The 20,876-nt window shown below is 62.3% G+C and carries 16 protein-coding genes and 1 pseudogene (1 of these 17 only partly in view); 5 read left to right on the forward strand and 12 right to left on the reverse strand.

Annotation, left to right across the window (positions count from 1 at the left end; genetic code table 11):
• Positions 1 to 1,934 carry the 3' portion of a M23 family metallopeptidase gene (locus tag D4A92_RS04085; protein ID WP_203018291.1) on the forward strand. 10 nt of this gene lie to the left of the window's left edge, so only the last 1,934 of its 1,944 coding nucleotides appear in the window; its start codon lies beyond the left edge, outside the window; its stop codon occupies positions 1,932 to 1,934.
• Positions 1,935 to 2,020: 86 nt separating this feature from the next.
• Here D4A92_RS04085 and clpB read toward each other — a convergent pair whose 3' ends face one another.
• The 6 genes from clpB to D4A92_RS04115 form a co-directional block, all read right to left on the reverse strand.
• Positions 2,021 to 4,624 carry an ATP-dependent chaperone ClpB gene (gene clpB / locus D4A92_RS04090; RefSeq protein WP_203018293.1) on the reverse strand — a complete coding sequence of 868 codons (2,604 nt, stop codon included), beginning with the start codon at positions 4,622 to 4,624 and terminating at the stop codon, positions 2,021 to 2,023.
• 207 nt (positions 4,625 to 4,831) lie between these two features.
• Complete coding sequence (locus D4A92_RS04095; protein ID WP_203018294.1) at positions 4,832 to 5,590, reverse strand: DUF4167 domain-containing protein; 759 nt, start codon at positions 5,588 to 5,590, stop codon at positions 4,832 to 4,834.
• 330 nt (positions 5,591 to 5,920) lie between these two features.
• Positions 5,921 to 6,793 carry a peptide chain release factor N(5)-glutamine methyltransferase gene (prmC, locus tag D4A92_RS04100; RefSeq protein ID WP_203018295.1) on the reverse strand — a complete coding sequence of 291 codons (873 nt, stop codon included), beginning with the start codon at positions 6,791 to 6,793 and terminating at the stop codon, positions 5,921 to 5,923.
• Positions 6,793 to 7,872, reverse strand: a complete 1,080-nt coding sequence (gene prfA, locus D4A92_RS04105) for a peptide chain release factor 1 (RefSeq protein WP_203018296.1) — start codon at positions 7,870 to 7,872, stop codon at positions 6,793 to 6,795. The genes prmC and prfA overlap by 1 nt, the downstream gene beginning before the upstream one ends.
• A gap of 27 nt (positions 7,873 to 7,899) precedes the next feature.
• Positions 7,900 to 10,167 (reverse strand): phosphoenolpyruvate--protein phosphotransferase, encoded by a 2,268-nt coding sequence (gene ptsP, locus D4A92_RS04110; protein WP_203018297.1) that lies wholly within the window; start codon positions 10,165 to 10,167, stop codon positions 7,900 to 7,902.
• 86 nt (positions 10,168 to 10,253) lie between these two features.
• Positions 10,254 to 11,528: an aspartate kinase gene (locus tag D4A92_RS04115; protein ID WP_148167934.1), complete on the reverse strand. Its 1,275-nt coding sequence runs from the start codon at positions 11,526 to 11,528 to the stop codon at positions 10,254 to 10,256.
• A 281-nt stretch (positions 11,529 to 11,809) separates the two neighbouring features.
• Here D4A92_RS04115 and mprF point away from each other — a divergent pair, with 281 nt between their 5' ends.
• Complete coding sequence (gene mprF, locus D4A92_RS04120) at positions 11,810 to 14,410, forward strand: bifunctional lysylphosphatidylglycerol flippase/synthetase MprF (protein ID WP_203018298.1); 2,601 nt, start codon at positions 11,810 to 11,812, stop codon at positions 14,408 to 14,410.
• Positions 14,407 to 15,780: a virulence factor family protein gene (locus tag D4A92_RS04125; protein ID WP_203018299.1), complete on the forward strand. Its 1,374-nt coding sequence runs from the start codon at positions 14,407 to 14,409 to the stop codon at positions 15,778 to 15,780. The genes mprF and D4A92_RS04125 overlap by 4 nt, the downstream gene beginning before the upstream one ends.
• Before the next feature lie 138 nt (positions 15,781 to 15,918).
• Here D4A92_RS04125 and D4A92_RS04130 read toward each other — a convergent pair.
• Positions 15,919 to 16,404, reverse strand: a pseudogene (locus D4A92_RS04130) (SH3 domain-containing protein); the annotation flags it as partial.
• Positions 16,405 to 16,573: 169 nt separating this feature from the next.
• Here D4A92_RS04130 and ubiG point away from each other — a divergent pair.
• Together ubiG and D4A92_RS04140 are read left to right on the forward strand one after the other, a co-directional pair.
• On the forward strand, positions 16,574 to 17,329 hold the full coding sequence (gene ubiG / locus D4A92_RS04135; RefSeq protein WP_203018301.1) for a bifunctional 2-polyprenyl-6-hydroxyphenol methylase/3-demethylubiquinol 3-O-methyltransferase UbiG: 756 nt from the start codon (positions 16,574 to 16,576) through the stop codon (positions 17,327 to 17,329).
• Positions 17,326 to 17,877: a DUF924 family protein gene (locus tag D4A92_RS04140; protein ID WP_203018303.1), complete on the forward strand. Its 552-nt coding sequence runs from the start codon at positions 17,326 to 17,328 to the stop codon at positions 17,875 to 17,877. Before ubiG ends, D4A92_RS04140 begins: the two co-directional genes overlap by 4 nt.
• An 8-nt stretch (positions 17,878 to 17,885) precedes the next feature.
• Here the strand turns inward: D4A92_RS04140 and D4A92_RS04145 are convergent, their stop codons facing one another.
• Genes D4A92_RS04145 through D4A92_RS04165 form a run of 5 tightly spaced genes read right to left on the reverse strand, consistent with a single transcriptional unit; the run spans position 17,886 to position 20,840 of the window.
• Positions 17,886 to 18,470, reverse strand: coding sequence for a DUF3291 domain-containing protein (locus tag D4A92_RS04145; protein ID WP_203018305.1), 585 nt, complete (start codon positions 18,468 to 18,470; stop codon positions 17,886 to 17,888).
• Positions 18,467 to 18,895: a DUF1178 family protein gene (locus D4A92_RS04150; RefSeq protein ID WP_006728740.1), complete on the reverse strand. Its 429-nt coding sequence runs from the start codon at positions 18,893 to 18,895 to the stop codon at positions 18,467 to 18,469. The genes D4A92_RS04145 and D4A92_RS04150 overlap by 4 nt, the downstream gene beginning before the upstream one ends.
• Positions 18,892 to 19,749: a carbon-nitrogen hydrolase family protein gene (locus D4A92_RS04155; RefSeq protein WP_006728741.1), complete on the reverse strand. Its 858-nt coding sequence runs from the start codon at positions 19,747 to 19,749 to the stop codon at positions 18,892 to 18,894. The genes D4A92_RS04150 and D4A92_RS04155 overlap by 4 nt, the downstream gene beginning before the upstream one ends.
• Before the next feature lie 13 nt (positions 19,750 to 19,762).
• Positions 19,763 to 20,017, reverse strand: coding sequence for a glutaredoxin 3 (gene grxC / locus D4A92_RS04160; RefSeq protein ID WP_203018307.1), 255 nt, complete (start codon positions 20,015 to 20,017; stop codon positions 19,763 to 19,765).
• Positions 20,018 to 20,063: 46 nt separating this feature from the next.
• Positions 20,064 to 20,840, reverse strand: coding sequence for a ComF family protein (locus D4A92_RS04165; protein WP_203018309.1), 777 nt, complete (start codon positions 20,838 to 20,840; stop codon positions 20,064 to 20,066).
• Between the last annotated feature and the right edge of the window lie 36 nt (positions 20,841 to 20,876).

Below are 20,876 nucleotides of genomic sequence, written 5' to 3' on the forward strand. Positions count from 1 at the left end.
ACCGCGACCTGATGCGCTCGCTTGGTGGTGAGCCTCCGATCCTGGCCGACGGTCTTCGTGCGCCCGATCGCCGGGAGATCTCCCTGCGCTGGCTGTCCGGCACCTTCCTCACCGGCATCACCTCCTGCATTCTGATGGGCGTTGCCTTGTTTGCCGCACTCGACGGCCGCCAGCAGCTCGCCATCCCGGCCGAAGCCTTTGCCGTGGTGCCGCCCGATCTCGGCGACGGTTCCGCCGAGGAAACCATGCGTGGCGACAGGATCTTCGCCCCCAAGATCGCCGCCCGCCCGGTCGACAAGGCCATTCTCGACGTGCCAACCGTCTTCAAGGACGGTGAGCGCGAGGTGGTCCGCAAGCTGCCCTTCGCCCATGTGAAGATGGTTCTTGCTGCCGACTATGCCAATCAGGAGCGCTATCCGCGTTTCGACCCGCTGGCGATCTTCGCCACCGACGACACGCCCCCGGCGGTCGCCAATCGCACCGGCTCGCTTTATGGTTCGGATGTCGAGTCCGAGGTCATCCTGAAGTCGAGCCCTTTTCCGACGGTTCCGAACAAGCCACTGGCCGGCGAAATGACTTTCGACGAGGTCGAAGAGAATGTGCGCTCGAACGGCTCCGTGCTGACCGACGGCAATGCCCAGGTCGCGGCCCTCTACTATATCGATCCGCGTCGCTTCGATGCCGAGGAAACGGGGCTCGATCTCTCCGTCGGCATGGCCGCGCGCATCGTTGAAGAAAACATGAGCGTTGCCGAACCGGAGATCATCACACCGATGACACCGGAATATGCCGACGACATCCTGCCGGTCCGACGACCGCAATCGGTGGCCGCGCTAATGCAGGCCGCCGGCTACCCTGAGTCCAAGGCCGAGGATGTCGGCAAGGCACTGGCGCCTTTCATGAAGGGCGACGAGCTCGTCGAGGGCGACGTGATCCGCGTCGGGCTCTTGCAGCGTGGTGAAGAGGTCCGCCTTGTGCGCTTCTCCCTCTACCACCGGGCCGATCATATCGTGACGATGGCCGTCAATGACGTAGGCCGCCTCGTCGAGGGTGCCGAACCGCCGGAACTCGATGCCGTGGCGGGTGCCTTCGAGACCTCCCAGCCGGCGCTGATGTCCGGCCGCGATCTGCCACGCGTCTATGACGGCATTTATCGCGCTGCCCTGTCCTACGGGATGAACCAGGATCTGACGGCCCAGGTCATCCGGCTTCTCGCCGCCAATGTCGATTTCCAGGCACAGTTGAAGCCGACCGACATGCTCGAAGCCATCTTCTCCGTCACCGACGATGAAGGTCGCGCGACCGAGGACAGCGATCTCCTCTATGTGCGCGCCCGCTTCGGCGACTCGATCACCCAGTTCTACCGCTTCCAGGATCCCGAAGACGGATCGATCGACTATTTCGACGAAAACGGCAAATCGATCCGCCAGTTCCTGCTGAGAAACCCCGTTCCGAACGGCCGCTTCACCTCCGGCTTCGGCATGCGCCGACATCCGATCCTCGGTTACTCGCGCATGCATACCGGCGTCGACTGGGCAGCTCCGCGCGGCACGCCGATCATTTCCGCCGGCAATGGCGTCGTCGAGAAAGCCGGCTGGGCATCCGGCTACGGCAATCAGACGCTGATCCGCCATGCCAATGGTTATGTCACCTCCTATAATCACCAGAGCGGCATCGCCAAGGGAGTCGTACCCGGCGCCAAGGTCACTCAGGGCCAGGTGATCGGCTTCGTCGGCTCGACCGGCGCATCGACCGGCTCCCACCTACATTACGAACTGATCGTCAACGGCACGAAGGTCGACGCGATGAAGGTCCGCCTGCCGGGTGGCAAGGCGCTCGAAGGCACAGCACTTGCCGCCTTCCAGCAGGAGCGCCAGCGTATCGACACCCTGTTGCAAACCGGTGGACGCCCGGCCCAGGTCGCAAGCCGGTGAATTGAACCATCAGCGCGTCGGACAAACGAAAAACGGCGGCCCACAAGGACCGCCGTTTTGGTTTTGTGCAGACGAAGCGATTGGGCTTAAGCCGCAGCGCTCACCGAAGCCTTTGGAGAGATCAACAACCGGTCGCTGCCCGCCTCGATCGTCACATCGGATCCATCGAGCACCTGACCGGAGAGGATCTGCTCGGCGAGCGGGTCCTGCAGGTATTTCTGGATCACCCGCTTCAGCGGACGAGCACCATAGACCGGGTCATAACCCTTGTCGGCGAGCCAGGCGCGGGCGTCCGGAGCGAGATCGATGCGGATTTTGCGCTCCGAAAGCAGCGACAAAAGCCGCTTCATCTGCATATCGACGATCGCGCCCATCTCCGTCCGGCGCAGCCGGTGGAAGAGGATAATCTCATCGACACGGTTGAGGAATTCCGGTCGGAACGAGGCCTTGACCACGTCCATCACCTGCTCACGAACCTGGTCGACATCCTGATCCTCGCCGAGGCTGGTCAGATAATCGGCCCCGAGATTCGAGGTCATGATGATGATCGTGTTCTTGAAGTCGACCGTCCGGCCCTGCCCGTCCGTCAGACGCCCGTCGTCGAGCACCTGAAGGAGAACGTTGAAGACGTCAGGATGTGCCTTCTCGATTTCGTCGAACAACACGACCTGGTAGGGCTTGCGCCGCACCGCTTCCGTCAGCGCTCCGCCTTCCTCGTAACCGACATAGCCCGGAGGCGCTCCGATCAGCCGGGCGACCGAGTGCTTCTCCATGTATTCCGACATGTCGAGGCGAACCATGGCCGTCTCGTCATCGAACAGGAAGCGCGCAAGCGACTTGGTGAGTTCGGTCTTGCCGACGCCGGTGGGGCCGAGAAAGATGAACGAGCCGATCGGCCGATTCGGATCCTGCAGACCGGCACGCGCACGGCGCACCGCACGCGACACCGCTTGCACCGCATCCCCCTGACCGACGACCGATTTGGCCAGGTCGTCTTCCATTCGAAGCAGCTTGTCGCGCTCGCCTTCCAGCATCTTATCGACAGGGATACCGGTCCAGCGCGAGACGACATGGGCAATGCCGTCGGGGTTGACCACCTCCTGTACCATGTTGCCGGCGGCCGAACCATCCTGCGCTTCGGCATCCACCAGCTCCTTTTCGAGCTTCGGGATCACGCCATAGGCGAGTTCGCCGGCGCGCTGGAATTCACCCTGACGCTGCGCGATCGCAAGCTCGTTGCGGGCTTCGTCGAGCTGCCGCTTGAGATCGGCGGCAAGGCCGAGCTTCTGCTTTTCCGCCTGCCAGCGGGCCGTCAGTGCATCCGCCTCTTCCTCAAGCGAGGTGAGCTCGGTCTCAAGACGCGCGAGCCGGTCGGCGGAGGCCGCATCGGTTTCCTTCTTCAGCGCTTCGCGCTCGATCTTCAGCTGAATGATGCGGCGATCGAGTTCGTCGAGCTCTTCGGGCTTGGAATCCACCTGCATCCGGAGCCGCGAGGCGGCTTCGTCCATCAGGTCGATCGCCTTGTCGGGCAGGAAGCGGTCGGTGATGTAGCGGTTCGAGAGCGTCGCGGCAGCAACCAGAGCGGAATCGGAGATCCGCACCTTGTGATGCTGTTCATACTTTTCCTTCAGGCCGCGCAGGATCGAGATCGTATCCTCGACCGTCGGTTCCTCGACCATGACAGGCTGGAAGCGCCGGGCAAGCGCCGGGTCCTTTTCGACATGCTTGCGGTATTCGTCGAGCGTGGTCGCGCCGACGCAGTGGAGTTCACCGCGCGCCAGCGCCGGTTTCAGGAGGTTGGAGGCATCCATGGCGCCATCGGCCTTGCCGGCACCAACAAGCGTGTGCATCTCGTCGATGAACAGGATGATCTCGCCGTTTTCGGCCTGCACCTCGTTGAGCACGGCCTTCAGCCGCTCCTCGAATTCGCCGCGATATTTGGCACCGGCAATCAGGGCACCCATGTCGAGTGCCATCAGCTTCTTCTCTTTCAGGCTTTCCGGCACATCGCCATTGATGATGCGCAGCGCCAGACCCTCGGCAATCGCCGTCTTGCCGACGCCGGGTTCGCCGATCAGAACGGGATTGTTCTTCGTGCGACGCGACAGAACCTGGATCGTGCGCCGAATCTCGTCGTCACGTCCGATGACCGGATCGAGCCTGCCTTCGCGCGCTTCAGCCGTCAGATCCCGCGCATATTTCTTCAAGGCGTCGAAGCCCGCTTCGGCATTGGCGCCGTCAGCGGTCCGGCCCTTGCGGACCTCGTTGATCACCTGGTTGAGCGCATTCGCAGTCACGCCGCCCTTCTTCAGCGAAGCCGAAGTAGAAGCGGAAGACTCGATCGCAAGCGCCAGCAGAAGACGCTCGACAGTGACAAAGCTGTCGCCGGCCTTCTTGGCCGCGTCTTCTGCGGTCGAAAACACCTTGGCAAGCGGCTGCGCCAGATAGACCTGGCCATTGCCCCCGGACACTTTGGGCAGCTTGGCAAGGGCTGCATCATTGGCGATCCGCACGGCCTTGGCATCACCGCCAGCACGGCTGATCAGCGAGGAGGCCATGCCCTGCTCATCATCGAGCAGAACCTTCAACACATGTTCGGGTGTGAACTGCTGGTGCCCTTCCGACAGGGCATAGGTCTGCGCCGATTGCAGAAAACCGCGCACGCGTTCGGAATATTTCTCGATATTCATAGTCACTCTCCGTTTCCCCGCCCTGCCCGCAATCGGCACAGGTCGGTTGGTGTGGATGAGGTCCCCGGAAGCGGCGGACCCCGGAGCGGAAACCGCTCCCCTGACCGAGATATGGGAGCGGGATTTTGCCCTTTAAAGAGGCAGATAAACGAAAAACTCCGGGTCTGAGCCCGGAGTTTTGCAATCGTCAAATCGAGCTCGAAAAGCTCATTCCGAAGCGGCTTCGGCAAGAGCGGGTGCTTCGCCGCCGTCGCCGTTTCCACCTTCGCCAGCTTCACCACCTTCGCCGCCTTCATCACTGGCAGCGCTGCGGCGCGGCTGACGACGCGGACGGTTGCCGGCATTGCGACGGCGCGGCTGGCGCTCGGCACCGGCTTCCGCCTGGCTCTCGGCAGCAGCGGCTGCGGCTTCCACCGGCATGTCTTCGATGACCGGCTGCGGCCCCGTACCGGCGATTTCCGCCTGCGGCTGCGGCTGGGCCTGTGGCTCGCGCGGCTCCCGCTGACGACGCTCGTGCTGCTGACGGTTTTGTTGCTGCGGCTGCGGGGCCTGCTGCTGCGGACGCTCGCTGCCCTGGGCGGCATTGTCGTCCGAGCCGTCGAAATCTTCGCCGTCCCGTTCGTTGTAGTCCTGTCGGTCGTCGCCGCCATCGCGGTCGTCACGCTGGAAGCGTTCCTGCATCTGCGACTGAGCGGCCGCAATGATGCGGTTATAGTGCTCGGCGTGCTGCAGGTAGTTTTCCGCCATGACGCGGTCGCCGGCGCTCTGGGCATCGCGAGCGAGCGTGGAATATTTCTCGGCGATGTGCTGGGCGGTGCCGCGGATCTTCACATCGGGGCCGGAGCTGTCATAGGTCCGGGTGAGCGGGTTCTGGCCCTTGCGGTTGAAATTGTTTCCACCGCCGCCGCCACCGCCGCCATTGTTGTTACGCCCCCGACCACGCTTATTCTGCTGTCCTGGCCTCATAGATGATTCACCTGAATGTCTTTGTTGTGCTGATAAAGGGCAACGTCATTGGCTCTGGTTGAACCGGACCAAGTCTCCACGCGCCGCCGACAGACCGCGCTCTCGCCTTGCTCGCCGCTGGTGAAAGTCGAGTTTACTGAGTACGCAACAGTCCCGTCGTGCTTCGCCGAGTTCGACAGCGAACCTTTTTCGAAGCCGGCCCAGTCGCGAACGAATCTTCGTTCTTTCCCCGCCGCCCGTTGCGTGCCCGCAAACTATTACGCTTCATCCGGAAAACCAAGCCTTTTTCTATGTTTCCCGTAATTATCCTTAGCAGCCGCAGCAAAGGCGCTAATCAAGCCGCTTCGCAAACACCAGGACACGGTCGTTATCGCCGTAATCGCGGCGCTCTTCGACAAGGGAAAAACCTGCCAGTTCAAATATTTGCGTTACGTCCTCGCGCTGGTCGAAACCGATCTCCAGACCGATGAGCCCTTGATCTTCGAGGTGTCTCGACGAGCCCTCGGCAATCGCGCGATAGGCGTCGAGCCCATCCGGACCACCATCCAGCGCGGCCATCGGATCAAACTTGGTTACTTCCGGTTCCAGTCCCTTGACCACATCGCTGCGGATATAGGGCGGATTGGAAACGATGAGGTCGAAGCGTTCGGTCGTCTTGTCGAACCAGGGACCTGCCAGCGTGGCAAACCGTGACGCCAGCCCGTTGCGCTCGGCATTGTCAGCGGCTGTCTTCAAGGCATCTTCGGAGATATCGATCCCGACAGCCTCGGCCTCGGGACATTCGTGAAGCAGCGCAAGCGCGATTGCTCCGGTTCCCGTTCCAAGATCGACAAGTCTCGGCTTGCGACCTTGCGCCACCATAGAGTTGAGATGTGGCAGGATAACGTCAACCAGGATTTCCGTATCCGGTCGCGGTTCGAGCGTGCCGGCCGACAGCGCGAGATCGAGCCCGTAGAATTCACGCCGGCCGAGGATACGATGGACCGGTTCGCGAGCGAGCCGCCGAAGTACGCCCGCCTCCACCCGTGCCGCGCCTTCGGATGAAACCGGCTTCTCATCCTCGAGCAACAGGGACGTGGGGCTAAGCTCGAGAAGGCCACAGACAAGAACCCGCGCATCACCAGCAGCATCGTCCAATCCGGCCGCCTCGAATCGCCGCCGCGCCTCCACGATCAGAGACTTAGCCGAGGGCGCGGCGTCCATCACTGGTTTTCGCCCAGCTGCGCAAGCTGCCCGGCCTGGTAATCCGAGATCAGCGCATCCAGCATTTCGTCGAGATCGCCTTCGATCATCCGGTCGAGCTTGTAGAGTGTCAGGTTGATCCGGTGATCGGTCACGCGCCCCTGCGGGAAGTTATAGGTGCGGATACGCTCGGAGCGGTCGCCCGAACCAACCTGGCTCTTGCGGTTGGCCGATCGCTCGCTGTCCAGCTTCTGCCGTTCGATGTCGTAAAGCCTCGAGCGCAGTACCTGCAGGGCCTTGGCGCGATTCTGGTGCTGTGATTTCTCCGAGGATGTCACGATCAGTCCGGTCGGCAAATGCGTGATGCGCACGGCCGAGTCCGTCGTATTGACGTGCTGGCCACCGGCACCCGAGGCGCGCATCGTGTCGATCCGGATGTCTTCAGGCTTGATCTCGATGTCGATGTCTTCGGCTTCAGGCAACACTGCAACGGTTGCTGCAGAGGTGTGAATACGTCCGCTCGCTTCAGTCTCCGGCACGCGCTGCACGCGGTGTACGCCGGACTCGAACTTCAGTTTGGAAAACACGCCACGACCGCTGATCGTGGCGATGATTTCCTTGTAGCCGCCGGCTTCCCCTTCGCTGGCGGAGAGCACTTCGACCTTCCAGCCCTTGGTCGAGGCAAAGCGCTCATACATCCGGAACAGGTCACCGGCAAAGAGTGCTGCCTCGGACCCGCCGGTTCCGGCGCGGATTTCGAGGATCGCGCTCTTTTCGTCGGCCGCGTCCTTCGGCAGGAGCAGGATCTGCATCTCGTCTCCGAGTGCCTCGATCCGGCTTTCGAGTTCGGGTAGCTCCATCTCCGCGAGCTCGCGCATCTCCCGGTCTGTCGCCTTGTCGGACAGCATGGCGCGCAAGCCGTCGGCTTCGTCGATCGCTGCCTGGTATTCGCGGATCTTCTTCACGACCGGCTCGAGTTCTGAATATTCCGATGCGAGCTTCACATAGACGTCGGCTGCCGGTCCCGCAGACATTCGCGCTTCGATCTCGCCGAAGCGGCGTTCGAGTTCGCGCATTTTCTCGACAGGAAGCTTCGCCACCCTTCACTCCAAGGTCAGTCGTCAAAGTCAGACGGGGATGTTGTGCTCTTCCGCATGGCGAAGGAGCAGGTCGCGCACTGACACGCCCGGGGTGTCGTCGTCAAGCGCAGCCATCAGAACCTCGGAGAGCTGACCGATGTCGAGACCGAGCAGCATTGCCTTGACCGGACCGATCGCGGTCGGCGACATCGAGATCGAACGGAAGCCGATGCCGAGCAAAGCCATGGCCGAAAGCGGCTTCGACGCCATCTCACCGCACAGCGTCACCGGCGTCTTGTTACGCTCTCCGGCCCGAACGATATCCCTGAGGATCCGGAGGAACGGCCGCCCGAGCACGTCGAAGCGGTCCGAGACCCGGGCATTGCCGCGATCCACGGCCATGGAAAACTGGAACAGGTCGTTCGATCCGACCGAGACGAAATCCACCTCGTCCATCAGCTCGTCGAGCTGCCAAAGCAGCGCCGGCACTTCGAGCATGGCGCCGAATTGCAGCTTTTTCGGCAATTGATGGCCGAACTTGGAGATGTGCTGGATCTCCTTCTGCATCAGTTCGCGCACGGCCCGGATCTCCCAGACCTCTGTGACCATGGGCAGCATCATCTTCAACTCGGCGCCGGAGGCTGCCTTCAACAGCGCGCGCAGCTGCGTGCGCAAAAGTCCCGGCCGATCGAGCGACAGGCGGATCGCCCGCCAGCCAAGCGCCGGGTTCTCTTCTTCCTGGGAGCGAAAATAGGGAACAACCTTGTCGCCACCGATATCGAGCGTGCGGAAGGTGACCGGACTGCCAGCGGCCTGTTTCAGCACACTGCGGTAAAAGCTCTCCTGCTCCTCGCCCTTCGGCATGGTCGAGGAAATCATGAACTGCAACTCGGTGCGGAACAGCCCGATGCCATCGGCACCGGAATCGGCCAGTTGCGGCAGATCGACCAGAAGGCCCGCATTCATCTGCAGCTTGATCCGGTGACCGTCCTTGGTGACAGGCTCGACATCGCGCAGCGCGCGGAACTGTTCCTGCCGCTTGGCCCGGAGCTTGACCTTTTCCTCATAGGCCTTCTGCAGGTCGGCGACCGGGCGCACATGCACCTTGCCGTCGTCACCATCGATGATGACGGGATCACCGTTTTCAGCGAGCGCCACGGCACCCGCCGCCTGGCCGACGACCGCAATGCCCATGGCGCGCGCAACGATCACGACGTGGCTGGTGACGGCGCCTTCTTCGAGCACGAGGCCGCGCAAATTCGCACGCGGATAGTCGAGCAATTCTGCCGCCCCCATCGCGCGGGCAAAGACGATCGCGTCGTTCGGGAAGCCTTCGGCAGCACTGTGCGGCGAAAAGCCGGTGAGCTGGCGCAGCAGGCGGTTCGCGAGATCGTCGAAGTCGTGCATGCGTTCGCGCAGATAGGGATCGGTGAGGCGCATCATGCGCGCCTTGGTGTCGCTCTGCACCTTCTCGACCGCAGCTTCCGCCGTCAGGCCGTTGTGGATCGCCTCTTCCATGCGCCGCACCCAGCCCTGATCATGAGCGAACATGCGGTAGGTTTCGAGCACGTCGCGGTGCTCGCCTTCCATGGAAATCTCGCGCCGCGACAGCATGTCGTCGATCGAGATGCGGAGCGATCCGAGCGCCGTTGCCAGACGGCGTATTTCCGTCTCGCTGTCTTCGTTCAAAAGATTGGTGACGACGATGCGCGGCTCGTGCAGCACGACGTAGCCGAGGCCGATGCCCTCGGAATAGCTGTCGCCGTCGATCGAAACGGGTCGTGTCAGATCAAGTTCGAGGCCAGGACGAGTGATCTTCTTGAGCTCGCCGGTGGCGATCATTTCCGCAATCACCATCGCAGTCGTTTCGAGCGCTTCGAGCTCGTCCTCGCGATAATTGCGCTGCGCCTTGTTCTGCACGACGAGAACGCCGAGGCTTCGCCCGGCGCGCAGGATCGGCACACCAAGGAAGGAGTGGTAGATCTCTTCGCCGGTTTCCGGCAGGTAACGGAAGGCCGGATGCGCCTGGGCATCCGAAAGATTGAGCGACTGGGCAGAGGCCGCGATCGTGCCGACGAGACCCTGACCCATCTTCAGCTGCGCCAGGTGAACAGCGTCCTTGTTCAGACCTTCGGTCGCATAGAGTTCGAGAACGCCGTCGGAGCGCAGCACATAGACGGAGCACACCTCTGCGACCATGTTGTTCGCGATCTGGCGAACGATCCGATCCAGTCGCTCCTGCGGCTCGAGCGGCTCCGCCATCAATTCGCGCAGCCGCTTGAGGAGGACGCGGGGACCCGCAGAAAGGTCTCTCATCCCGATTTTGCTCCACTTCCCATTGGTCAGCGGATTGTTACCCTTACCTTTTCAGGGGTCGGGTCACGCGAGTCCGCTCTCAGGAATCAATTCTTATCCAGACCGTAGCAGGAATGCAAAGTGCGAACCGCAAGCTCGGCATAGGGGCCGTCGATCAGGATCGAGATCTTGATCTCGGAGGTTGTGATCGCCTTGATGTTGATGCCCTTCTCGGCCAGCGCCCGGAAGGCGGTCGCGGCAACGCCTGCATGGCTGCGCATGCCGATACCGATGACGGAAACCTTGACGAGACCCTTCTCGCTCTGGACGACGTCGAAGCCGATCTTCTCCTTGTTGGAGCCGAGAACGGCGAGCGCCTTGTCCACGTCACCAGATGGCACGGTGAAGGTCATGTCGGTCTTCGAACCGTCTTCCGAGATGTTCTGGACGATCATGTCGACATTGATATGGGATTCGGCCAGCGGCCCGAAGATCGCAGCGGAAACACCCGGCCGGTCGGCCAGACGACGCAGCGAAATCTGGGCTTCATCCTTGGCATAGGCAATACCGGTGACGACTTCCTGTTCCACGATCTCTTCCTCATCGCAAATCAACGTACCGGGCGGGTTCATCAGATCACCCATGCCCGGCGCATCGGGATCTTCAAAGCTGGAGCGCACAAAGGTGCGGACCTTGTGTACCATGGCGAGTTCGACGGAGCGGACCTGCAGCACCTTGGCGCCGAGCGAGGCCATTTCGAGCATTTCCTCGAACGCGATCTTCTTCAGGCGACGCGCCTTGGGCTCGATGCGCGGATCGGTCGTGTAGACGCCATCGACGTCGGTATAGATGTCGCAGCGGTCGGCCTTCACGCCAGCGGCAATCGCAACGGCCGAGGTATCCGAGCCACCACGGCCGAGCGTCGCGATGCGGTTATCAGGGCCGATGCCCTGAAAACCGGCCACGACTGCCACCTGGCCCTCGCCCATGCGGCGAATGATCTCGGTGCCGTCGATCTCCTGGATGCGAGCCGCACCATGAGCGTTGTCGGTCTTGATCGGGATCTGCCAGCCCTGCCAGGAGCGCGCATTAATGTCCATCGACTGGAGCGCAATCGCCAGCAGGCCAGCAGTCACCTGTTCGCCCGAAGCCACGACGGCATCATATTCACGCGCATCGTAAAACGGCGAAGCGGCGCCGGCGACCTTGGGCATATTCTGCACCCAGTCGACCAGCTCGTTGGTCTTGCCCGACATGGCCGAGACGACGACGGCCACTTCGTGACCCGCATCGACTTCGCGTTTCACATGGCGCGCGACGTTATAGATGCGATCCAGATTGGCGACGGATGTTCCGCCGAACTTCATGACGATGCGAGCCATAGACTTGAACCATATGCCCTTGAAAGACGCCGGAACCCCGGCACAGAAACACCGACCTGGGCGGAAAGCCTCAGGTTGCGGGGCTTTTAGTCTATATGTTCCCGGGGCGCAACGGCCACTTGCCCCCCAAACGGTACGGTAAAGCGCGGTTTTTTCGATGCAGCAACGCCCCTGGAACCCTGCCATAATTTGGATCGAATTCGGGAGCCAACCATGACACGACGCTCAGGCTGGGAGGCTGGGCTGTCGCATACGGGTCGACCGATACCGGACAGGGCGTCATGAAAGTTGCAGACGAATTTCCCGAGGCTCTCGAGGGTGACACGCTCCCGCCGCCCTCTTTCTTCAACAGGCATGCGAAGTCGATCGCAGCGATCATGGCTTTCGTCGTCTTCGCCGCCGTCGGCTATGCCGTTTACCGACTGACGGAAGAGGTCAGCTACGCGGATGTCCTGCGGTCGCTGGCCGCGACGAGCGCCGCCTCGATCGCACTTGCGATCATCTTCACCATGCTGAGCTTCTTGACGCTTTGCTTCTACGACCTGAACGCACTCTCGTTCATCGACCGCAAGCGCCCCTGGCCGGAAGTCGCGCTCACCGCCTTCAGCGCCTATGCCGTCGGCAATGTCGCTGGTTTCGGAGCCCTGTCGGGCGGCGCGATCCGGTACCGCGCCTATTCCCGCGCCGGCCTCTCACCGGATGAAATCGGCCGCATCATCGCTTTCGTCACGCTTTCCTTCTCACTTGGCCTCGCAATTTTGACCACCGGAAGCCTGATACCGATGGCGGGCGAAATCGCGCCGCTCCTCGGCATGACCTCCGAGACGCTTGCGACGGTCAGCACCGTGATCCTGCTCGCGATCTTCTTGCTTCTCGGCATCGCCCGGCGCGGCCGTCTGAAGATTGCCGGCCGTACGCTGAACCTTCCCGATACCGGCACCCTGTCGCGGCAATTCTTGGTGACCGTTCTCGACGTCGCCTTCGCCGCCTCCGTACTTTACGCTCTGTTGCCGACAGAAGCGCAGATCTCCTGGCCGGCCTTCTTCGTTGTCTTCGCGGTTGCCATCGGCATCGGCGTCGTCAGCCATGTACCGGCAGGTCTCGGCGTCTTCGAAGCCGTCATGCTCGCCGCCTTCGGCTCCGAGGTACCGGCCGATGCCTTGCTAGCCTCGCTCGTCGTCTACCGCGCGATTTACTATGTCCTGCCGCTCGTCATCGCGATCCTCCTGGTCACGGTGACGGAATTGCAGCGGCTGAAATCGAGCCCGCTGGCATCGGGTGCGGCAAGAACTGCCGGCCGCCTTGCGCCGACCCTTCTCGCGGCCCTCGCCCTCGTTCTTGGCGCCATGCTCGTCCTGTCGAGCGTCACGCCGACGCCCGGCGACAATCTCGACCTGCTCGCCAGGTTCCTGCCGCTCCCCGTGGTCGAAGGTGCGCATTTCCTCGCCAGCATTCTCGGCTTGATGCTGGTCATCGTCGCCCGCGGCCTCGCCCAGAGACTGGACGGTGCCTGGTGGGGCGCCCTCGTTATCGCGCTGCTCGCTCTGGTCCTGTCGCTTGCCAAGGCGGTCGCCATCTATGAAGCGGCCCTTCTGGCCATTCTGGTCCTCGCGCTCCTGCCGAGCCGCCGGCTGTTTCATCGCAAGGCGTCTCTCGGCCAGGCGCTGACGTCTTCCTGGCTGCTCGCCGTCGCCGTCCTGATTGGCGGCGCGATCATCGTGCTGCTCTTCGTCTATCGCGATGTCGAATACAGCCATGCGCTCTGGTGGCAGTTCGCCTTCGATGCCGAAGCGCCGCGCTCGCTGCGCGCCATGCTCGGCCTCACCGTGGTTGCCATGGGCATCTGCCTCTTCAGCCTCATGCGCCCGGCAGCCCCGGCCATCCGTCCCGCAAAAGAGGAAGAACTGGCCAAAGCCGTCGCCATTTCAGACCGGAACGACGTGGCCGACGCCAATCTCGTGCGCACCGGCGACAAGTCGGTAATGGTCTCGCCCGATGGCGAAGCCTTCCTCATGTACGGACGTCAGGGGCGCTCGCTGATCGCGTTTCTCGATCCGATCGGGCCGAAAGCCTCTCGCGACGAACTCGTCTGGCAGTTCGTCGAGAAAGCCCGCGCGAGCGGATGCCGCGCCGTCTTCTACCAGGCGTCACCCGCCATCCTGCCGGTCATTGCCGATGCCGGCATGAAGGCGTTCAAACTCGGCGAAATGGCCGTGGTCGATCTCCAGCGCTTCGACCTCAAGGGCGGCAAATGGGCAGGCCTGCGCCAGACCGCTGCCAAGGGCGAGCGCGACGGGCTCACCTTCGAGATCATCCGGACGGAGAGTGTCACTCCGATAATCGATGATCTCCGCCAGATCTCCGACGCCTGGCTCGACCATCACCGGGCGAAGGAGAAGGGCTTTTCCCTCGGCGCCTTCACCGATGCCTACATGACAGCACAACCGGTCGCCATCCTGCGCCACGAAGGCCGCATCGTCGCTTTCGCCAATCTGCTTCTGACGGACACCCGCGAGGAAGCCTCGATCGATCTGATGCGCTTCGCCCCGGATGCCCCGAAAGGCGCGATGGACTTCCTCTTCGTCCGACTGATGACGACGCTCCGCGATCAGGGCTACCGCCATTTCAACCTCGGCATGGCGCCGCTCTCCGGTCTCTCACGCCGCGAGGTCGCCCCTGTCTGGGACCGCGTCGCCAACACCTTCTATGAACACGGCGAACGCTTCTACAACTTCAAGGGCCTTCGCGCCTTCAAGTCCAAATTCCATCCCGACTGGCAGCCGCATTACCTTGCGGTCGCCGGTGGTCTCAATCCCGTACTGGCCCTGCTCGACGCGACACTGCTGATCGGCGGCGGCCTGAAAGGCGTAGTGAAGAAATGAAATTCCTGCTGCGGACGACCATCCTCGCTCTTCCTCTCCTCGCGGCTCTCACGCACCTCATCCCGCACAATGCCTATGCGGAGGGTCCCCCGCTCGACACCGGCATGATCCCCTCGCCCCTCACTCTCATGCCCGACGGTGATCCCCAGGCGCTCGTGGTGCTGCTCTCCGATGCACCAGGATGGCAGCCGTCAGACCAGCTGGAAGCGGAAGGGCTCCAAGCCAATGGCGCAATCGTCGTCGGCATCGACACACCCAAATACATCGCATCCCTCTCGCAGGACAAAGGCGACTGCATCTACACGGTTTCGGATATCGAGGCACTTGCCCACCAATTGCAGCGCAGGGCCGGAAATTCCAATCTCCTCCCGCCCATCATCGCAGGTCGCGGCGAAGGCGGCGCTCTCGCGCTTGCCATCCTCGCCCAGACACCGAAGGCGACGATCGGCCAGACGCTCGCCCTCGATCCCGAGGCCGGCATCCCCCTCACCAAACAGTTCTGCACCCCGGCGGAGAAGAAGGTTGTCGGCGACAGGATGATCTACGGCCTCACCCCGGGCGACCTGCCCGATCCCGCAACCGTCCTGTTCAGTCCGGCAGCCAAGGCCGATGCCCGCGCCCAAGTGGCAGCGCTCGAAACCAGCCATCCGGACATAGACCAGCGCGACGTCGGCAGCGATCCGTCGAAATCCTTCTCCGACACCATCGACGAATTGATCGCCGCCGGCAACGCCACCGAAACGCCGCTCGGTCTGCCGCTCACTGTCCTCGACGCTGTGCCGACCCGTGACACGATGGCCGTGATCTATTCCGGGGATGGCGGCTGGCGCGACCTCGACAGCCAGGTCGGCACCCATCTCCAGTCGTCCGGAATCCCTGTCGTCGGCGTGGATTCGCTGCGTTATTTCTGGACGAAAGAGACACCCGAACAGACAGCCGCCGATCTCGCCACGATCATCCACACCTATGAGAAGCGCTGGAAGGTGAAGCATGTGCTGTTGATCGGCTATTCTTTCGGCGCAGACATCCTACCCGCCGCCTACAATGGCCTGCCCGAAAAGCTAAAACCGCGCGTCACCCAAATGAGCCTGCTCGCACTCTCGCATCAGGCAGACTACGAGGTCTCGGTCTCCGGCTGGCTGGGCACAGGCAACAGTGGTGGATCCGATCCGCTGACAGACGTGGCGAAGATCAATCCGTCGATCGTTCAGTGCATGTTCGGAACGGAGGAAGAAGATGATGCCTGCAAGCAGCTGGTCGGCGGACCGGTCGAGACGATCGGCATCAAGGGTGGCCATCACTTTGACGGGGACTACCCGGCGCTCGCGAAGCGGATCCTCGACGGCCTCGACAGTCGAATGGCCAAATAGAAAGAGGGAGCGTCTCGCTCCCTCTCCAAGTGATGGTCGATAGCCTTAGCGGCAGGCGCTCGGGTCCCGTTCGCAACGCTGCTGCATCATTCGACCGGGTGGAAGCCGGCCGCGGTCCTCCTGCTGTTGCATGTTCTACCGCGGACGCCGGTCTTCGTCGCGGTCGCGCCGGTTATCGACGCGACGATCACGATCACGATCACGACGATCGTCGCGCCAGCCGTCACCATCCCGCCAGCGATCCCGATCACGATAGAACGGTCGGCTGCGGTAATGATCATCCCAATAGCGACCGATGCTGAAGGTCACGGTCGGAATGCCGAGCGGGCGATAATACTGCGGCCCAACATTGACGCGACGCTGCGAATAGGTCGTTTGCAGGTAGGAGCCGGAAACCCAGCCACGATAGCCAGCAAAGGCCACGTCGCACCAGTTGGCGCTGGAGAGGCAGCCCTGAATGTTCACGCGGCTGCCCGACGGGATCACGATGACCGCCGGATACTGCGTGCTGGGCCCTGACCGCATGTTGACATTGGCCGTCGAGAAGGCCGGGGCCGCTTCGGCAACGGCCGGCAAACCTCCTGCGGATGCAGCCAGTGCTGCAGCGAACCAGATTGACTTCATGATGGTGATCTCCTGTCTGCGCAAAACCGGCGAACCAGTGTTGTCTAGCCGACCAACGCATGATCGCGTCTGCCGGTTCCGCTTAGGCGACGCACCTGCGACGTCTCCACCCTTGACTTTAAAGGTCATCGAGACGACTTCATGACCAAACGCGCCAGGAGGTTCCGTCATGAGTGCAGAGGCCCGCACCACCATCGATCAGTCCGAAGTCGACCGCTTTTCCGCCATGGCGGCCGAGTGGTGGGATCCGACCGGCAAGTTCAAGCCCTTGCACAAGATCAATCCGGTGCGCCTTGCCTATATCAGGGACAAGGTGGTCGAGCATTATGGCCGCGATCCGAAGAGCCCCCGCCCGCTAGAGGGCCTGCGCATCCTCGACATCGGTTGCGGCGGCGGCCTTCTGTCCGAACCCGTTGCCCGCATGGGTGCGAGCGTGCTCGGCGCCGACGCCTCCGAGAAGAACATCAAGATCGCCATGACCCACTCCGCCCAGAGCGGCGTGGAAGTCGATTACCGTGCCGTGACGGCCGAAGCGCTCGCAGCCCAAGGCGAGACCTTCGACATCGTGCTGAACATGGAAGTCGTCGAGCATGTTGCCGACGTCGATTTCTTCCTCTCGACCTGCGCCTCCATGGTACGCCCCGGCGGCCTGATGCTCGTCTCTACCATCAATCGGACGCTGAAAGCCGCAGCCCTTGCCATCGTCGGCGCCGAATATGTCCTGCGCTGGCTGCCTCGCGGCACCCATCAATACGAGAAGCTGGTCCGCCCCGAGGAAATCGAACGGCCCCTCTCGGCAAATGGCATGCAGATCCTCGAAACCAAGGGTGTCTTCTTCAATCCACTGCAGAACCAGTGGAACCTCTCGGCAGACATCGATGTCAACTACATGATGCTGGCGAGCCGCCCGGGATCGGCGACATGACGACACCACAGACGATCATCGACTTCTGGCTGCGCCACGGCCCGGAAGCCTGGTTTTCGCGCAACGAAGCGCTCGACGCCGAAATCGAAGCGGACTATGCCGAGCTGCATTTCCAGGCTTCGCGCAACGAATTGTCGGATTGGCAGGAGACCCCGGAAGGCACCCTCGCTCTTCTCCTGCTGCTCGACCAGTTCCCGCGCAATCTCTTTCGCGGCAGCGCGCATTCCTATGCAACCGATCCGCTCGCCCGCACGATTGCGCATCACGCTTTGGCCAAAGGTTTCGACAAGCAAGTCGAGCCGATCCTGCGGCCCTTTATCTACCTGCCATTCGAACACTCGGAAGACATGGAAGACCAGCGCTACAGCGTCTCGCTTTTCGAGAAGCATCGCGACGAGACCGGGGACGCAGAAGCGCTGAAATGGGCCGTTCTGCATCTGGATCTGATCGAGCGCTTTGGCCGCTTTCCACACCGCAACGCCGCTCTTGGCCGCAAAACGACGCCCGAAGAGCAGGCCTATCTCGACGAAGACGGTTTCAAGGGCTGAGCCCTTGATCAGACGGGCAAGGCTTTGACGGCTGACATCAGATCGGCCTGCGCTTCGAGATTTTGAGCGGTCAGCTGCTTGATGCGCTCTCGATTGACGAGATAGGGGTCACCGTCGGCAGTGAAGGCACTTTTGAAATTGAAGGCGTCCGGACAAGGCCCCTGATCTGCCAGAACCTCGAAGCGCCGCACCGCCTCGCTCCAGCCGGGTGTCTCTCCCGCCTTGACCCAGAAGAGCACCAAAGGCGGCCAGGCCTGCCGCTCGTTCCACTGACGCGCATGCTTCAGGGCATCCGCATGCACCCCCGCATAGGTGAAAGCGACAAGGCTTTCGATGTCGAGCCAGAGCGAGAGTGACGACACACCGCTCTCCCGACCGATCTCCCTCAGAAAGCGTGGAAAGACCTGTTCGCCCCAGCTTTCAGGCCCCGGCTCACCCGCATAGCCCGAGCGACCGACAAAACCGGTCGCACGGCTTGCAGCCTCGAAGTTGAAGGGTTCTCTGAGCGAAAACCCCTGCACAGACCCGGTGAGATAGGCGTCCGTATGAACGCCGAAGTTATAGATCGCGAGATGATGCGAGGCGGTTGTCAATTCACGTCATCAGGCAGGACCGGCAGCGGCGCGATCTCGATGCCTTCCTCGATCAGCGATTTGACCTCCACGGGCGAGGCCTGGCCGATGATCCCGCGTGCTTCCGCCTCGCCATAGTGGATCTTGCGGGCTTCCTCGGGAAACTTCTCACCGACATCCTCACTGCTCGCGCGGATCTCCCGGATCGCTTCCTTGAGCTTGACGAAGGCCTGTTTCTGCACCTCGGAGACGGCCAGTGCCTGGGTCTCTTCCTTCTGACGCGCCGTCGAGACTGCCGGTGCCATCAGCACCTTGCCCACCTCGGCCGATCCGCAGACGGGGCAAGTCAGGTAACCCGAAGCCTTCTGCCGGTCGAATTCGGCACTCTCCGAGAACCAGCCCTCGAATTCATGCGCCTTCTCGCAGCACAGCGAATAGCGGATCAAACTGTGACGCCTCCCTTGGCAAGCACAGGCGCGATGTCGAGCGCAAAGTCGCGACCGTTCTTCAGGTTCGGGATCTTCGCCCGGCAGGCCTTCACGGCTTCGAGGTCGATCTCGGCGACGACCACGTCCTCGCCCGTGCCGCCGGCAGACGCCAGCACCTTGCCCCAGGGCCCGACGATCATCGAATGACCGAAGGTCTCGCGCCCGTCTTCATGCACGCCTGCCTGGGCGGCCGAGATGACATAGGCACCGTTCTCGATCGCGCGGGCTCGAAGCAGGATCTCCCAATGCGCCTCGCCGGTCTGCTTGGTAAAGGCGGCCGGCGTCGTGAGGATCTGCGCCCCCGCCATGGCTTCCGCCCGGAAGAGATGCGGGAAACGTACGTCGTAGCAAACGCCGAAGCCGAGCTTGGCGAAGGGCAGATCGGCGACGACCGCCCGCTCGCCCGGACGATAGACCGCGCTTTCGCGCCAGCTCTCGCCATTGTCGAGATCGACGTCGAACATGTGGATCTTGTCATAGGACGTGATCTTCTTGCCATCAGGCCCGAACAGGAAAGCCCGGTTGGCGATCTTGCCATCGGCAAGCTTGATGGCAGTCGAGCCGACATGCAGATGGATGCCGAGCTCCTTGGCAAGCTCAGACGCCTTTTTGACAATGAGATCGGTTTCTTCGTCGCGCAACACGGCGGCAAGACCGGCCCGATCCTTCTGCACCGCGCCCGTCATCTCCGGCGTCTGGACATAGATCGCCCCGCGCCGGGCGGCCTCGCGCACGAGCCGTGCCATGCTTTCGGCATTCTTCTCCGGATCGACCCCGGAGCACATCTGGACGGCGGCAGCCTTGAATACCATGACCAATCAGTCCTTACTTTGCGAGAAGTGGGTCGAGCTTGCCGGCCCGGTCGAGCGCATGCAGATCGTCGCAGCCGCCGACATGCTGGCTGCCGATGAAGATCTGCGGAAAGGTATTGCGGCCGGACTTGGCGATCATTTCCTCACGCAGATCCGGCTTGCCTGTCGCGTCATGCTCGACATAGCCGACGCCCTTCTTGTCGAGCAGCGCCTTGGCGCTGGCACAGTAGCCGCAGAATTGCCGTGTGTAGATCGTGACGTCAGCCATGAAGTTCTCCGCCGAAAAGCGTCGGGTAGACAGGGGTTTGGTCCCCTCATATAGGCCCGGCGAGTGCCCTTGCAAAGGTCAAAACAGTGACATCCTGAGCGCCTGCCTTTTTCAGGGCAGTCGTCGCCGCACTGACCGTCGCCCCCGTCGTATAGACATCGTCAACCAGCACCAGACGCTTGCCGAAGACGAGATCCTGTCGTGCTTCCGGCACCTCGAAGGCACCACGCACGTTGAGCGAACGCTGGTTCGCCGTCAGGCCGACCTGTTGTTGCGTGCGCTTGCGCCGCACAAGCACGTCCGCGAGAAACGGTTTGCCCGATTGCCACGCCACATGCCGCGCCAGTTCCGCCGATTGGTTGAACATGCGCCGAAATATCCGCATCCGGTGCAGTGGCACGCAGACGATGGCATCGCAGGCGCCAATTTCCACCGAGGCCGCCCGCAGCATCCAGCCGGCCATCATCGGCGCCAGATCCACCCGGTCACGATACTTGAGATCATGAACCAGATGCCGCGCCACCCCCTCGTGCAGCGCGACCGAACGCAGGCGATCGAAGACGGGCGGTTGGGCGATCGCCTGCGGCGAAACCATCCCCTCGCCTGGATCATGAGCAAAGGGCAGGCCGAGAACCGGACAATAGGGCTTGTCGATCAGCCGCATGTCGCCCCAGCACGCGGCACAGAGCGCATGATGGCTGGCCACACGGACATGGCAATGGGCACAGGCCGGTGGATAGATGAGATGAAACAGCCCGCGCAGTGCCGATCCGGCATGATGCCGGCTGACGGATGCGCTTTTCTGCACTAAATGAGCCCACATGCATCGACTTTACGCCCGCTCGGGCGTTCGGCCAAT

It is taken from the genome of Rhizobium rosettiformans (genome assembly GCF_016806065.1).
Taxonomy (GTDB): domain Bacteria; phylum Pseudomonadota; class Alphaproteobacteria; order Rhizobiales; family Rhizobiaceae; genus Allorhizobium.